This is a genomic window from Achromobacter sp. HZ34 (assembly GCF_002209485.1).
In the GTDB taxonomy this organism is placed as follows: Bacteria; Pseudomonadota; Gammaproteobacteria; order Burkholderiales; family Burkholderiaceae_B; genus Bordetella_C.
Map to the genome: position 1 here is coordinate 1,200,329 of NZ_NJIX01000002.1, position 14,745 is coordinate 1,215,073.

Genomic DNA, 14,745 nt, shown 5'->3' on the forward strand with positions numbered 1-14,745 from the left:
AGAGTGTGGGAATTACGCGGGCCCACTCAGGCCCCATTGGAGTGAAACATGCAGGGCATCAAACGGCGGATCGTGTACGTCACGATCTATGAAGCCATCGCGATTGCGATTACCACGGTCGGCTTGTCGGTGTTTTCCGACAAGAGCGCCGCGCATGCCAGCGTCGCGGCCGTCGCCGCCACCACGGTGGCGATCGTCTGGAACCTGGTTTTCAACTACCTGTTCGAACGGTGGGAAGCGCGCCAGCCCGTCAAGGGCCGCAGCATCCGCCGCCGCATCGCCCACGCCGTCGGCTTCGAAGGCGGCCTGGTGGTCGTCCTGGTGCCCCTGTTCGCCTGGTGGATGGGCATCTCGCTGCTCAGCGCCTTCATGCTGGACCTGGGCCTGATCGTCTTTTTCCTGGTCTATACCTTCGTCTACAACCTGTGCTTCGACAAGGTATTCGGCCTGCCCGACAGCGCCCGCTCCACGCAGGCGTAATCAAGCCGCACGCCGATCCCCGCCGTCGGGCATCACCGCGCACAGGCGCACGCCCGGCGGAATGGGCTTGCCGCGCATGGTGTCGCAAAGGAAATGCAGGAAGTGTTCCGACCCGCTGGATAGCGCCCGTAGCTGCCGCGTGATCAGGCAGATCTCGCGCTTCAGGCTGGGAGTACGCAATTCACGGAACACGAACTTCGCCACGTCCCGTTCGCTGGCCGCCAGCGCGGGCAGCACGCTATAACGGTTGCCGATGCTCAGCATCGAGTACAACGCACTGGTGTTGGAGATCTCATCATGCGGCGCGTCGAATAGCGCCGGCTTGCCGGCATGCGCGCGCAAGTACGCGCCTATGCCTGTATCGGAGGAAAAACCGATATAGCTGGCCGGATCGAGGGCCTCCCAATCGACAGGCCCCCGCTCTCGCGCCAAGGGATGATCGCGCCGGCACACGATACCGTAATGATCCTCGAACAGCGGCGTGTAGCTGAGTTCCTCGTAACCGCGATACCGGCTCTCCACCGCGAAATCGATTTCGCCGTTGACCACCATCTGTTCCACCACCGCCGCGCTGGCGCCGCGCAGTGAAATGGTGATGCCGGGATACGCAACGCGGAATCCCTCGATGGCGTCGACCAGGAAATAATTCACCACCGACGTGATGGCCGCGATGCGGACATGCCCCTGCCGGCCATCGGAAAACGCCTGCAGATCGCTGATGGCGCCATCGAACTGCCCGATCACGCGCAGAGCCTCGGCCTTGAAACTGGCCCCCGCCTGCGTCAACGTGACGCGCCGCGTGCTGCGGTCGAACAAACGCACGCCCACTGCTTCCTCGAATTGCTGGATCGTCGACGTCAGTGAGGACTGCGTCACCGACATGCGCGACGCCGCCGACGTAAACGCCCCCGTGTCGGCGATTGCCACGAAACAGCGTAGATGACGCAAGGAGACGTGGCGAGACATGGCGCGAGTCGACTCGGTCCGCAAGGAACACAAAAGCAAAAGGTGATCCGAGCATATATTTGAAAAAACGAATAATCAATAGATGTAAACCATTTGTTTTGATCAACCTACCTGCCTAGAATCTGGCGACATCTGGCGGTCATCCACCGTGCAAGAAACGGCGTCCCGCCTACCGACCATGGAGCGCTTCGACCCGATGTCCTCGACTCAGATTCAACCGTTGGCGCCGGACGGCTACCGCCTGCGCCTGCCCGGCCCCACCTTCGTGCCCGAGCGCGTGTTACAGGCCGGTGCACAGCTGGTGGTCAATCACCGCGGCCCTGAATTCCGCGCCGCGCTGGTGCGGGCCGAGGCCGGCCTGCAACCCATCCTGGGCACCAGAAACCGCATCTTGTTCTACGCGGCATCCGGCAGCGGCATGATGGAAGCGGCCATCGTCAACGTGGCGGGTCCAGGCGATGAACTCCTGATCGTCACGCATGGCCAGTTCGGCGAACGCTTCACCACCATCGCGCAAGCCGTTGGCGCCAAGGCCGATGTGATCGCCACGCCGTGGGGCGAGGACATCGACATCGACGCCGTGCAAGCCCGCCTGCGCGAAAAGCCCTATCGCGCCATGGTGGTGGTGCATAACGAAAGCTCCACGGGCATCGTGGCGGACCTGGCCAGCCTGGGCGCATTGGTGCGCAACAGCCCCACGCTGCTGGTGGTGGATTCCGTCAGCGGCCTGGGCGGCATCGAGATGAAGCAGGACGAATGGGGCGTCGACATCCTGGTGTCGGCGTCGCAGAAGGCCTTGATGTGTCCGCCTGGATTGGGGCTGGCCAGCATCAGCCCCAAGGCCTGGGACGTGATCAACGGCGGCGGCCGCCTGCCCTCGTTCTATTGGGATTTCCGCCGCGCGCAGGCTTCCGCCGAGAAAGGCGAGACGCCTTTCACGCCGGCGGTAGGCCTGGTCGCCGGCCTGCTGGAAGCCCTGGACATGATCCACGCGGAAGGCCTGCCCCAGGTGCTGGCGCGCCACACGCGGTTGGCGAATGCCCTGCGCGCCGGCGGCGCCGCCATCGGCTTGAGCGATTTCGGCACGGGCAAGCGCAAGTCCGCCACGGTGGTGGTGTTCGACGTGCCTGCCCCGCTGGATGGCGCGGTCATCGTGCGCGAGCTGTACCAACGCCACCGCACAGTGATTGCCGGTGCGCGCAACCGGCTGTCGGGCAAGGTCATACGCATCGGCACCATGGGCGCCATCGACGCCGACACCATCTACACCGACCTGGCGCATCTGGAGAACGTATTGCCTGACCTGGGGCATGCGTTGACGGCAGGCGCGGGCGTCGCTGCCGCAAAGGCTTATCTGGAGTGAATGTCTCACCGCGCCGCGAGCAGCATCGAAGGCGCACACAACAAGGGGAAGTCATGCAATACAAGAACAGCTTGGTAGGTGTATTGATAATGGCTGGCGCCGCCGGGGCCGCCGCCCTGGCCGCGCCGTCCGCGCAGGCCGCCGACGGCCATGTCGTGCTGTACTCGGCCAACGACGACACCGTCAATAAACTGATCGCCGAGGCATTCAAGAAGGAAACGGGCATCACGGTGGACGTGGTGTCGACCGGCTCCGGCGTGCTGTTCCGGCGCATCATCTCTGAACAAGGCAATCCGCAAGGCGACGTGGTGTGGGGCGTCAGCGCCGCGCTGCTCAAGCAGAACAGCAAATTCTTCGACGCCCATGCGACCAAGGGCGCGGATCAGGTACCCGCGCAGTATCGCGACCCGAACAATCTGTGGATAGGCACCAATCTGCAGGTGGCCGTCATCAGCCAGAACACCAAGTCCATCGACGCCGCCAAGGGTCCGAAGACATGGGAAGACCTGATGGATCCGCAGTGGAAAGGCAAGCTGGTCTACACCGATCCGGCGAACTCCGGCTTCTCGTATGCCACGGCCAGCGGCCTGCTGGGCGCATGGGGCGACAACGATGCGGCCTGGGCCAAGGTGAAGAAGCTGATCGCCAACACCAAGGTGCTGAACCGCTCCACGCTGGTGTTCGACGGCAATGGTACGGGCGAATATCCGCTGGGCATCTCCCTGGAGTATGCCGGCTACCTGTGGGCGCACAACGGCGCACCGGTCAAGGTGATCTATCCGGCCGACGGCACGGTGGCCCTGGCCGAAGGCGCGGCCGTCATCAAGGGTGGCCCCAACAATGCCAACGCGCGTGCCCTGGTGGACTTCCTGGCCAGCAAGCCCACGGAAGAAATGCTGCTGAAGTCGACCTTCCGCCGCCCTGCCCGCCAGGACGTTCCGCTGACCGAGTCGGGCGGCATGCCACCTTTGGCGCAGATCAAGCTGCTGCCCTACGACGATGCGAAATGGGAAGCGGCGCGCACCGACACGCTGCGCAAGCTGAAGGACATCATCCAGGAAACGCGTTGATCGTATGACCGCCATACGTATCGACAATCTCACCTGCACCTTCGGCGAGCTGCGTGCCGTCGACGGTATTTCCGCAACGATCGAGCATGGCGAACTGTTCACGCTGCTGGGGCCTTCGGGCTGCGGCAAGACCACGCTGCTGCGCTCGATCGCCGGCTTCAACGATGTGAACGCTGGCAGCATCTGGCTGGGAGACAAGCGCATCGACAGCCTGCCGGCGCACCAGCGCAATATCGGCATGGTGTTCCAGAACTATGCGATCTTCCCCAATCTGAACGTGGCGGACAACGTCGCGTACGGGCTGCGCGCGCGCCGTGTCCCCGCGGCGGACATTGCCACACGCGTGGAGCAGGCCTTGCAGCGCGTGCGGCTGGAAGGCTACGGCACGCGCTGGCCCCACCAGATGTCCGGCGGGCAGTTGCAGCGGGTGGCCATCGCGCGTGCCCTGGTCATCGAACCGGCGGTGCTGCTGTTCGACGAGCCGCTGTCTAACCTGGATGCGCAATTGCGTACGGAGATGCGGGTGGAGATCCGGCGGCTGCAGCAGTCGCTGGGCCTGACCGCGGTGTACGTCACGCACGACCAGGAAGAGGCGCTGGCCATCTCGGACCGGGTCGCCGTGCTGCGCGGCGGCCGCATCGAACAGGTGGGCTCGCCGGAGGAAATCTACCGGCGGCCGCAAACGCCTTTCGTGGCCAGCTTCCTGGGCGGCACCAATATGCTGTCCGGCGTGGCGGGCGCCTTCGATGGCACGGCGACACCCGTCGCCACCTGCGGCGCGACGATAGCCGTGCCGGGACGCGTCGCGGACGCCGGCAGCAAGGTGCTGCTGTCGATCCGGCCGGAGGCCTTGCGGGTGGCCGAAGGCGCGCCCCTGCAAGCCAGGCTCATACTGCGCGAGTTCCTGGGGCAGATCCAGCGCCTGCACGCGGAACTGCCCGATGGCACACCGCTGCGGGTGTCGGCCTTGGGCGCGGCCACGGTGGGCGTGCACGAAGGCGCGACCTTCGGCCTGGCCTACGATCCGGCGCAAATCGTGGCGTTTCCCGCGCCATGAAGGGATTCCGCCTATCCATCACCGCCATCGCCCTGGTCCTGCTGGCGGTCTTCCTGTTGTATCCACTGGCGCTGGTGTTGGACACCAGCTTGCGGACGGAAGGCAGCGGCACGTTCACACTGGCGAATTACGCCAAGGTGTTCTCCAGCGCTTACTACACCAACAGCGTCATCAACAGCCTGACCGCCGGCGTATTGGCAACGTTGTGCGCGACGGCCTTGGCGGTGCCGCTGGCCTTCTGCCTGGCGCGCGTCAACCTGCCGGGACGCACGGTGCTGCTGACGCTGGCCTCGCTGCCCCTGGGCCTGCCGTCCTTCGTGGCGGCCTATGCGCTGGTGCTGCTTTTCGGCCATGCGGGCGTGGTGACCACGGCATTGCGGGACATCGGCCTGCCCATCGGGTCGATCTACGGCATGCCCGGCATCGTCATCGTGTTCACGCTGACGCTGTATCCCTACGTGCTGATGCCCACCATCGCGGGGTTCAAGGCCATCGACATCTCGGTGGAGGAAGCCGCGCGCAACCTGGGCGGATCGCGCTTCCACGTATTCCGCACGGTGCTGCTGCCGGTGGTGATGCCCGCCGTCCTGGCCGGCGCGCTGCTGGTGTTCATCGAGACCCTGGAAAACTTCGGCGTGCCGGCCGTGCTGGCGGAGGACAAGCCTTTCCTGGCGGTGGACATCTTCAAGCTGTTCGCGGGCGAGGCCGACAGCAATCCGGCGGCCGCGGGCGCCTTGAGCGTGCTGCTGATCGCGGGGACCTCGGTGGTGCTGCTGATCCAGCGCCGCTACCTGGGCAAGCGCCGCTTCACCACCAATGCGCGGTCGGCGCCGCCGCCATTGCCCTTGTCGCGCGCCTGGCGCATTGCCGCGGCCACGTATTGCTGGGGCATGGTATCGATTTCCCTGCTGCCTTTCGCCGCGGTGCTGATGATTTCCTTCCTGCGCTTCCGTGGGCCGGTCCTGCACTGGCAAGCCAGCCTGGGCAACTACGTCGAGCTGATCGCGGGTTCGTACCAACCGCTGTACAACACCCTGATCCTGGCCAGCGTGACGGCGATCGTCGCGACCGTCATCGGCGCGCCCATCGGCTACGTGGTGGCGCGGCATCGCAGCCGCCTGACCGGTGTGCTGGACATGGTGGGCATGGTGCCCTTCGCGGTGTCTGGCACGGTGCTGGGCATAGGCTTGATCCTGGCCTTCAACGAGCGGCCGTTGCTGCTGACCGGCGGCTGGTTGATCCTGGTGATCGCCTACGTGGTGCGCAAGCTGCCCTTCGCGATCCGGTCGGCGTCGGCCATCGTGCACCAGATCGAGCCCAGCCTGGAGGAAGCGTCGATCAACCTGGGCGTGTCGCCGATGCGAACCTTCGCCACCTTGACCGTGCCGCTGATGATGAGCGGCCTGGTCGGCAGCATCATCCTGGTGTGGATCACCGTGGCGTCGGAGTTGAGTTCGACCATCGTGCTTTACACCAGCCAATGGTCCACCATGACCGTGCGCATGTACCAGTTCCTGGAAGGCACCGCGCCGGGCACCGCCACGGCGGCGGCGGCCGTGCTGATCCTGTTCACCGCCGTGCCGCTGCTGCTGGTGAATCGCCGCCTGCGCCGCCAGGATGGCACCTTGCTTTAGGCTTTTCCGGTTCAGGTGCGCTCGGTTTCAGGCGCATCTGGCTTCAGGCGTTTTTCGTTTCAGGAAACATCCGTGATCCCGACCCTTCGCAGTGACAACATCGCCACCGCCCATCCTTCCATCGTGCGCGCCGTCGCCGAGGCAAACGAGGGTCCGGCTGCCGCGTACGGCGATGACGACTACACCGCCTTGATGAATCGCAGGTTTTCGGATTTCTTCGGAACGAAAGCCGTGGTGTTTCCCGTGTCGACCGGCACTGCCGCCAATGCCTTGTCGCTGGCGAGCTGCGCGCGGCCCTATGGCGGCATCTACTGCCATCAGGAGGCCCATATCCACACGGCGGAAGGCGGCGCCACCGAAGCCTATACGGGCGGCGCGAAACTGATTCCGCTGCCCGGGGCCGACTACAAGTTGTCGCCCGACGTCTTGGCCGATGCCCTGCGGCATGCCGAGCGCGGCGTGCGCAATCGTCCCCAGCCCGATGCCGTGTCCATCACCCAGGCCAGCGAATATGGCACGGTGTATGGGCTGGACGAGATCGGCGCGATCGGGGCCGCCGTGCGCGAGGCGGGCGTCGTGTTCCACATGGACGGCGCGCGTTTTGCCAATGCCTTGGCGACGCTGGGCTGCGAGCCGGCGGACATGACCTGGCGCCAGGGGGTGGACATCCTGTCCTTCGGCTGCACCAAGAACGGCGGCATGAACACGGAAGCCATCGTGGTGTTCAAGCCGGCGCTGGTCGAGCCGCTGTCGTATCACCTGCGGCGTGCCGGCCAGACGTGGTCCAAGATGCGCTTTTCCGCCGCGCAGTTGATGGCCTATATCGACAATGGGCTGTTGCTGCAGTTGGCGGGGCAGGCCAACGCCCTGGCGGCGCGCCTGGGGCGGGAATTGAGCGCCCTGCCCGGTGCCGAGCTGGTGGCGCCGGTGCAGGCCAACCTGGTGTTCCTGCGCTTGCCGCAGGCGGCGATCGACAAGCTGGCCGAGGCCGGTGTGCGCTTTGCCCGCCGGCGCGGGGGCATCATCCGCCTGGTGACGCGTTTCGATGGCAGCCAGGAGGAAGTCGACGCGATGGTGACGTTGACGCGGGCAGCCTTGGGTGGAGTTTGAATTGCTGCGCAGGACATTTTGCGAAATGCGCCGGGAGTGCCGCTTGCAAGGCCTGAGACGGCCATGAGGCGACCACGCTCCTATTTACTTTGGCGCGACTTCTTATAAAAATCGATACGGCACGCCGAGTCAGTTTCTCTTAGACTGCCGGCTTCTTCCATTTGCGCCACCGCCATCTCCGATGCGCGGCCCTGGGCGGCAAGAATTCAAAAGGAGCGTATCGCATGACCACGGAAAAAGTAGCGCTGATCACGGCGGGCGGCAGCGGCATGGGCGCCGCGGCGGCCAGGCGCCTGGCCGCCGATGGCTTTCACGTTGCGGTCCTGTCCTCGTCGGGCAAGGGTGCGGCCCTGGCGGCCGAGTTGAAAGGCATAGGCGTGACGGGTTCGAACCAGTCCAGGGACGATCTGGCCAAGCTGGTCGACCAGGCGATGGCCAAGTGGGGCCGGGTGGACGTGCTGGTGAATAGCGCGGGGCATGGACCCAAGGGACCGCTGCTGGATATCACCGATGAAGACTGGCACAAGGGCATGGACACCTACTTCCTGAACGTGGTCCGTCCCACCCGGCTGGTGACGCCCATCATGCGCCAGCAGAAATCGGGGGTGATCCTGAACATCTCGTCTGCCTGGGTCTTCGAGCCATCGGAGATGTTCCCCACCTCCGCCGCCTTCCGCGCCGCGCTGGCGTCCTTCACCAAGATCTTCACGGACAACGAGGCGAAGAACAATATCCGCATGAACAACGTGCTGCCGGGCTGGATCGACAGCCTGCCGAAGACCGAAGAACGGCGCTCGGCGGTACCCATGCAGCGCTATGGCACCAGCGAGGAAATCGCCGCCACGATCGCGTTCCTGGCCTCCGACGGCGCAGCCTACATCACCGGCCAGAACATCCGCGTCGACGGCGGCTTGATGCGCAGCGTTTGAGGCTCGTCGACAGGTGGAGGCGACAGCGCTGAAGGCATATCGACCCAAGCGACCTCGTTCCGCCGGCTCAACGCTCGACGATCGCCTCACGCCGGTGGAAGATCAAGCCGCTTTTCGCAGGTTGCTCGACAGATGAACATCGACATGGATATCGGCGTAGGGGCACAACAGCGCACCGGTCTCGTCTCTTTCCAGAAGCCCCAGTTCAACCAAGGCCTGTGCGTCCTGGTGCACACGACGAACGTCTCTACCCAGTCGCCTTGCGAGCTCCCGGACGCCCACCACTCCAGCGCCCATCAGCTCGCGGGTCATTTCCCAACGTAGTTCCGTCAACTGCCCAAAAAATGCACCAGGCGATTCGAAATTGAGCGTTTCGCCTTGGTATTTTCCCGACTTTGCCGCCGTGGACGCGCGTTTCCCGGCCTCGGCCAGAAAGCGACGCCAATCCTTATTCATCGTGATCGTGAGTGTGCGTTCCAAGATCATTCCCTCCGCTTGTCCACTTCCGCGGCGAAATCCGCAAGCAATTGAGCTACACCTTTGAATTGGTAAGGTCGCTCTTGCCTATCCAAATGCATGTGATCGCCTTTACCGCGTTCATTATCGAATCCCACAATGCGTCGCCCATCTCGGGCGTAAACAAGCCGATACTTGAATCCGTGACAAGTGGGCGGCACGGGCTCTGGCACTTGCCAGATAACGATTTGCAGAATGCTGCCATCAGCATCCACGCTTTTTTCGCTGACGATAAGTTTAGCGCGCATGTTGTCAAAAATGCCAACAAATTGAGCGCCGCTTCTTGCTCGGGCGCCGTGGGCAAACGGGCGACCCTCGGCATCGTAGTTAATCGTCTGTCGGGGCGTCCGCGTGCGTTAGCACCAGGACGAGCCGGTTTGTTCCCTTTGGAGCAGATCGATGAGCTTCTCTTCTCTTACGCAATACCTGCGAAGAACGCTGGTACTGGCGCGATCGCTCTGGCGTGCTACAGATACGGCGTTGCCAGCCAGATGATCTTGTTGCGCAGGCGCTTGGTGAAAGGTAGCGCCTTCAGGGCTTCGAGGGTTTGGGGCCGGGCATTGGCGATGGCGGCGTCGATGCGGGCGCTGATCCAGCTGGCGATCTCGCGGTCGTAGATTTCCGTGTCCAGCTCGAAATTCAAGCGCAGGCTACGCGGGTCCAGGTTCGATGAACCGGTATAGGCCCACGCGTCGTCCACCGTCAACAGCTTGGAATGGTCGAAGGCGCCTCTGGTGCGCCAGACCAGGCATCCATACCGTATCAGCTGGTCGATCTGCGCCATCATGGCGTAGTCGACCAGGCGCAGGTTGTTCTTGCCCGGAATGACGATGTCCACGCGCACGCCCCGGCGCGCGGCCGTGGCCATGGCGCCGATCAGCGTCTGGTCGGGCAGGAAGTATGGCGACTGGATGCGAACGTGGCGCTGGGCGACCGCCAACGCGCCCAGCAGGACGTCATGGGTGCTGTTGATGGACCGATCGGGGCCGGACGGCACGCAGCGCACGGCGGTATTGCCGCGTGGCGCCAGGTCGTCATGGAACCATTCGGGGCCGGTCAGGGATTCCCGGGTGGTGAAGTCCCAGTCATGCGCGAAGACCGATTGCAGCTGGGCCACGATCGGCCCTTCGTAGCGGAAATGCGTATCGCGGTTGGTGGCGTCCAGGGACAGCGCGCGCACGAAGGCCGCGCGGATGTTCATGCCGCCGGAAAAACCGATGCGGCCGTCGACGACCAGTATCTTGCGGTGGCTGCGCAGATTGGCGTAAGGCATGCGCAGCACGCCCATGGGATTGGTCATGAAGCGCGCGGTCGGGACGCCGTTCTTCTTCAACAGCCGCACGATGGGTGGATGCGAGTAGCGGGCGCCGACGGCGTCGATCAATACGCGCACTTTCACCCCGCGGCGATGCGCTTCGATCAATGCTTCGGCGATCTCGCGGCCGATGGGGTCGTGGTCGAAGATGTAACTCTGCAGCGCGACGGTGCGTTGCGCGGCGCGGATGGCCTGCAGCATGGCGGGATACGCCTCGTCGCCGCCGTCCAGGGGCTGCACCAGGTTGCCGCCCAGCAGCTGGAAGCGGCTGATGTGATCGGTCAACGTCGTCAGGGAGGCGAACTGCGGTCCGGTCAGCGGCACGACGTCGACGGGTTCGGCTTGCGGTTCCCGCGCGTAATAGACCATGGCCTCGTCGCGCTGCTGGGAAACCCGTGTGAGCCGGATGCGATTGACGCCTGCCACCACATAGACCGCGGCGCCGAACAGCGGCGAGAACAGCACCAGGCCCACCCAGCCGATGGCGGCGCGCACGTCGCGCTTGGTCATGGCGGCATGGACGGCGGCGCCGAAACCCGCCACGGTGCTGACGGTAAAGACGATATGGGGCCAATAGGCGGTCAGCAGATCGTGCAGGTCGGACATGCGCTCGTGGTGGCAGGTGGGACGGAATGGGAAAGGCGGGCCGGTTCCCCCGGCGCACAGGCAGGAGGATAGCAAGCCTGGAACAGCCGCGACCCTTGCGCCGAGGGGGCAGGCATTAAGGGAAATGGAGGACTGGATACTTCTTAAAAAATCGTGCTAGAATCTCTTCTCTTTGCAGCGGTGGCTGTAGCTCAGTTGGTAGAGTCCTGGATTGTGATTCCAGTTGTCGTGGGTTCGAGCCCCATCAGCCACCCCATTCTTTCCCTATAAAAATCAATTAGTTAAGAGTGGATGCAAGCTTCCCAGGGAAATTTCCGGGAAGAATCGTAGATTCCAAGCGTGCCATCTCCGCATCGTTCTGGGATCCATCGACCCATTTCGCGTAAGTCCTTAAGAACATCTCCACACTGTTGCCCAATTGCTTTGCGCAGAATGCCGGCGTCATGCCCGCCATGAGCATTGCCGTAGCGTAGGTGTGGCGCATGTTGTAGGGACGACGATACCGGATCCCGAGCCGTTTGAGCGTCGGCGTCCAGAAGCTTCGGCGAAATGCGCGCTCATCGACCCACGCCGTTCGATAACGGGGATCTCGGAATACCTCCTCGCCTGCGATGTGAGTGTGCGCGCGCTGCCTCTGGATAGCATCCAGCGAGCGGCTATTCAGTCGCACCAGTCGTGTGACCGAAGTCTTCGTGCGGTCCTTCCTTTCGCCTCGAACCACCGCCTCGCTGACTTGAAACGCGCCCGATGCCAGATCGACGTTCGGCCAACGCAGCCCAAATAGCTCAGACGTCCGTACTCCAGTCCAAAACCAGAATTCGACCAGATTGTGCACCTCGCCGGGGTAACGCTTTCCCATCTCTGCGATGATCGCCTCACGCTCAGCCGCTGTGAAGGGGTCGGGAGGATCCTTCTGATATTTTGCTCGTGGGATGTCGGCGGCGGGGTTGTCCGAAATCAGCTTATCCTTCACCGCCAGGGATAGAGCGTCGCGGAGCACGGAAACGTAGTTGTTGATCGTCTTCCCGCTGAGATCCGGCCTGGACGCGATCGCTGTCAGGATGTGGCTATGCTTCAGGATCGGGAGCGCCATGCCAGCCATGACGCGTCCCCGTTTATCGCACACCGAAGCCTTCCAGAACTTGATCGCACTGCTGTAACCCTCTCGCGTAGACGTTTCGATACGCTGAGCGGAAAGCCATAGATCCAAATGCGCCCCGACTGTGCCGACACTCGCAGCGGCGCTTTTCGGGAAGTACTCGGCTATGCTGAAAGTCCCGTGTCTGATCTTGTCGCGGACTTCGGCGGCGAGCCGACGGGCGTACTTCACGTTTGCAGGCGTCGGAGCCATCGGCTCTTCGTCGATCATCAGGGTATGCCGCTCGCGCTTTCCCTCGTAACTGAAAGAGATGCGAATCGACTTTTCGCGGAGTTCAACCCCGTCACCTTTACGCCCCATGGCGGCCCTCGATCCAACGTTCATAGCCCTTGATGGAGATGAAGACGCCACCATCGGGAGAGCGCTCAAACTCCCTCCCCTCGATCCACTTCCCTTCCTCTATCTTGCGGCGGATCGCCTTCTCGCTCAGCCCGGTTATCGCTGAAGCGAGGTTGATCGTCACGTAAGGCGCGGGGGTAACCTGCGTAGCGGTGTTATTCATCGTCCAATCCTTCTTGGTCGTTTCGATCATGCTGCATATTGTGTCGTTCATCATCAACAATCGGTACATCTTCCCAGTGGCCCCAGCCGAGGGGGCTGGCCGCTGTGTGGGTCATCATCAGGTGGTGCTCGATGCGGCTCACGTAGCGGTGGCGCGCCTGTAGCACCAGGGTCTGGGTGCCAGCCGCATCAGTGCGCCGCACCTGGCGTAGTTCAATCAGGCGCATCGGGAACCTCCTTGGCGTCACCGGGTACCAACCCACCGTGACCCTCGCAGCGTGGCCGGAGATCGCTCTGATCCGATCCCTCGGTCTGGTGGGGGTCACACAGGGCGGCGGCGCGCCCATCACAAGCGGCGCACCGATAAGGCCTGTACCATTTCCTCGCATAGGCTGGGAACTTGCGGTATCGACTATCTGTGACGTACTGGATGTATACGGGAGTGGTGGACTCCCAAGCGATAGGTTCAGGCCGCCTCTGCTGGTACAGAGCCAAGATAGCCCGTAGGTCAGCCGCGCGAACTGATATCGAAACAGCGCTGTCTCGGTAGGCTATTTCGGAAAGCCGCGCATATATCTCATCGGCGCCCGCCGCCCGCGCCGCGGCCTCCAACAATTGGCGGTCATTCATCGAGGTCACCTCGCTTCATGAAGCAAATCCAATGGGTACCCGCCCGCTTGCCCGACTGGTGCCCGACCAGCGGCTTGTGGGGCGTCAACGCCAGGATCTCGCCCACCTTAATCTGGGTCTCGTTCCACTTGAAGATCAGCACGCCGTCGTTGGACAACACGCGAAAGCACTCCGCGAAGCCGCGCCGGAGATCCTCGCGCCAGTCGTCGGTCAGGATGCCGTACTTCAGCCCAAGCCAGCTCGCCAGGCCAGCCTTGCGCAGGTGAGGCGGATCGAACACCACCAGCTTGAACGAACCATCCAGAAAGGGCATTGCCCGAAAGTCCATCTGCAGGTCGGGGGTAACGTTGAGCGCGCGGCCGTCGCACAGGGTGTGCTGCTCGCTGCGGATGTCGCCGAACAGTACGCCCTGGGCCTGCGGATCAAACCAGAACATGCGACTGCCGCAGCAGGGATCAAGAACGTCAGCTTGCATCGTTCGCCCCCTGAGCAGCGGCGCGCTGGGCGATGGCTGTGGCGATGCCCTCGCTGATCTCCCGGGCGAGGTCGCGCTCGTCATCGTCATCCAGGTCAGTGCTGATGCCGCCATCGAACTGGTACAGCTTTGCGCCGCCGTAGCCGTTCTCCAGCGTGATCTGAATTTCGTAATCCGCCGGCAATTCCCTGCAGGCGCGCTCGACTGCTTCGCCAAGCGCTTTCTGACGCTCCGCATCGCTCCCACCTTGCTGCCGCGCCAGTTCTCCGGAATTTCCGGATAACTCATCGCCCTGCGCACGCTCCGCAATGACGCCCAGAGCCTCTTTCCAGGGGCAATGCAGGTTGCTGTGTTCGCCCACGTCCACGCCGAAATGCTTCCCTATGGCTTCGGCCATCTTGTCGGCCATATCCTCGGCGTGGTCGCGTTCCGTCAGGGCTTGATCGAATTGCCGATATCGTTCGGCATCGCCCTGCGCAACCGTCAAGGAATGCGGTACGGTTGGGGCGGCGTCGGCAAGAGCGGCGAACCGCGCCATAATTTCCGCTCCTTTGTCCTTTGCGGACTTATTGTCACCGCTCTTGACGTGAGCCCCGTAGGAAGTAACAAGCCCAGCGAACTCGTCCAACTCCTTGGCGAGTTCAAATACGTCTCTATCGCTGGGTTTCCTGGAGTTGATCTGACGCAGGAGTTTTACAAGCCCGACGATATGAGAGCGGGCAGTGAGAGGGAACGATTTGATATTGGCTTCCGTTGCCCATTTCTCCGCGTTGTCCACAGCCGAAGACCACGTCGCGCCCGCATCCCCTTCGGAATGTGAAGTTTGCTTCTCAGGCGGGGCGGCGTAGAGTTTTCGTACCTCGTGCGTGCTTGCGAATTCCCATTCGTCGGTTGGTTCAATCTCGAACCATCGGCCGCTTTGCGGTCCGTCTTT

The 14,745-nt window shown here is 63.2% G+C and carries 15 protein-coding genes, 1 tRNA gene and 1 pseudogene; 8 read left to right on the forward strand and 9 right to left on the reverse strand.

What is annotated here, in order from left to right; all coding sequences use genetic code 11:
• The first annotated feature begins 48 nt into the window (after nt 1-48).
• The gene (locus tag CEY05_RS12085; protein WP_088600972.1) at nt 49-480 is read left to right on the forward strand and encodes a PACE efflux transporter; all 432 of its coding nucleotides are present in this window, start codon (nt 49-51) and stop codon (nt 478-480) included.
• On the opposite strand, the gene CEY05_RS12090 is transcribed toward CEY05_RS12085, so the two are convergent.
• Nucleotides 481-1,446 carry a LysR family transcriptional regulator gene (locus tag CEY05_RS12090; protein ID WP_088600971.1) on the reverse strand — a complete coding sequence of 322 codons (966 nt, stop codon included), beginning with the start codon at nt 1,444-1,446 and terminating at the stop codon, nt 481-483.
• Between the two features lie 196 nt (nt 1,447-1,642).
• Here CEY05_RS12090 and CEY05_RS12095 point away from each other — a divergent pair, with 196 nt between their 5' ends.
• The 6 genes from CEY05_RS12095 (at nt 1,643) to CEY05_RS12120 (ending at nt 8,609) form a co-directional block, all read left to right on the forward strand.
• Nucleotides 1,643-2,809, forward strand: coding sequence for an alanine--glyoxylate aminotransferase family protein (locus tag CEY05_RS12095; protein ID WP_158219328.1), 1,167 nt, complete (start codon nt 1,643-1,645; stop codon nt 2,807-2,809).
• Between the two features lie 53 nt (nt 2,810-2,862).
• Nucleotides 2,863-3,879: an extracellular solute-binding protein gene (locus CEY05_RS12100; RefSeq protein WP_088600969.1), complete on the forward strand. Its 1,017-nt coding sequence runs from the start codon at nt 2,863-2,865 to the stop codon at nt 3,877-3,879.
• A 4-nt stretch (nt 3,880-3,883) separates the two neighbouring features.
• The gene (locus tag CEY05_RS12105) at nt 3,884-4,936 is read left to right on the forward strand and encodes an ABC transporter ATP-binding protein (RefSeq protein ID WP_088600968.1); all 1,053 of its coding nucleotides are present in this window, start codon (nt 3,884-3,886) and stop codon (nt 4,934-4,936) included.
• Complete coding sequence (locus CEY05_RS12110) at nt 4,933-6,570, forward strand: iron ABC transporter permease (RefSeq protein ID WP_088600967.1); 1,638 nt, start codon at nt 4,933-4,935, stop codon at nt 6,568-6,570. Before CEY05_RS12105 ends, CEY05_RS12110 begins: the two co-directional genes overlap by 4 nt.
• 72 nt (nt 6,571-6,642) lie before the next feature.
• Nucleotides 6,643-7,680, forward strand: coding sequence for a low specificity L-threonine aldolase (locus CEY05_RS12115; RefSeq protein ID WP_088600966.1), 1,038 nt, complete (start codon nt 6,643-6,645; stop codon nt 7,678-7,680).
• Nucleotides 7,681-7,904: 224 nt separating this feature from the next.
• Nucleotides 7,905-8,609, forward strand: a complete 705-nt coding sequence (locus CEY05_RS12120; RefSeq protein WP_088600965.1) for an SDR family oxidoreductase — start codon at nt 7,905-7,907, stop codon at nt 8,607-8,609.
• Nucleotides 8,610-8,711: 102 nt separating this feature from the next.
• Here the strand turns inward: CEY05_RS12120 and CEY05_RS12125 are convergent, their stop codons facing one another.
• From CEY05_RS12125 to CEY05_RS12135, 3 genes are all read right to left on the reverse strand, one after another.
• Nucleotides 8,712-9,089: a hypothetical protein gene (locus CEY05_RS12125; RefSeq protein ID WP_198952744.1), complete on the reverse strand. Its 378-nt coding sequence runs from the start codon at nt 9,087-9,089 to the stop codon at nt 8,712-8,714.
• A gap of 2 nt (nt 9,090-9,091) precedes the next feature.
• Nucleotides 9,092-9,373: a DUF6516 family protein gene (locus tag CEY05_RS12130; protein ID WP_088600963.1), complete on the reverse strand. Its 282-nt coding sequence runs from the start codon at nt 9,371-9,373 to the stop codon at nt 9,092-9,094.
• Nucleotides 9,374-9,591: 218 nt separating this feature from the next.
• Nucleotides 9,592-11,046, reverse strand: coding sequence for a phospholipase D-like domain-containing protein (locus CEY05_RS12135; RefSeq protein ID WP_088600962.1), 1,455 nt, complete (start codon nt 11,044-11,046; stop codon nt 9,592-9,594).
• Nucleotides 11,047-11,226: 180 nt separating this feature from the next.
• Between CEY05_RS12135 and CEY05_RS12140 the strand changes: the two genes are divergently transcribed.
• Nucleotides 11,227-11,302: transfer RNA gene (locus CEY05_RS12140), tRNA-His, on the forward strand.
• A gap of 21 nt (nt 11,303-11,323) precedes the next feature.
• Here CEY05_RS12140 and CEY05_RS12145 read toward each other — a convergent pair.
• The 5 genes and pseudogenes from CEY05_RS12145 to CEY05_RS31245 form a co-directional block, all read right to left on the reverse strand.
• A complete protein-coding gene (locus CEY05_RS12145; protein WP_088600961.1) occupies nt 11,324-12,505 on the reverse strand; it encodes a site-specific integrase in 1,182 nt (393 codons plus the stop codon).
• Nucleotides 12,495-12,707 (reverse strand): excisionase family protein, encoded by a 213-nt coding sequence (locus CEY05_RS12150; protein ID WP_088600960.1) that lies wholly within the window; start codon nt 12,705-12,707, stop codon nt 12,495-12,497. Before CEY05_RS12150 ends, CEY05_RS12145 begins: the two co-directional genes overlap by 11 nt.
• A complete protein-coding gene (locus CEY05_RS12155; RefSeq protein WP_143220404.1) occupies nt 12,700-12,933 on the reverse strand; it encodes a hypothetical protein in 234 nt (77 codons plus the stop codon). Before CEY05_RS12155 ends, CEY05_RS12150 begins: the two co-directional genes overlap by 8 nt.
• Nucleotides 12,934-13,328: 395 nt before the next feature.
• The gene (locus CEY05_RS12160) at nt 13,329-13,811 is read right to left on the reverse strand and encodes a class I SAM-dependent methyltransferase (RefSeq protein WP_088600958.1); all 483 of its coding nucleotides are present in this window, start codon (nt 13,809-13,811) and stop codon (nt 13,329-13,331) included.
• Nucleotides 13,801-14,745, reverse strand: a pseudogene (locus CEY05_RS31245) (hypothetical protein); the annotation flags it as partial. The gene CEY05_RS12160 and the pseudogene CEY05_RS31245, both read right to left, overlap by 11 nt.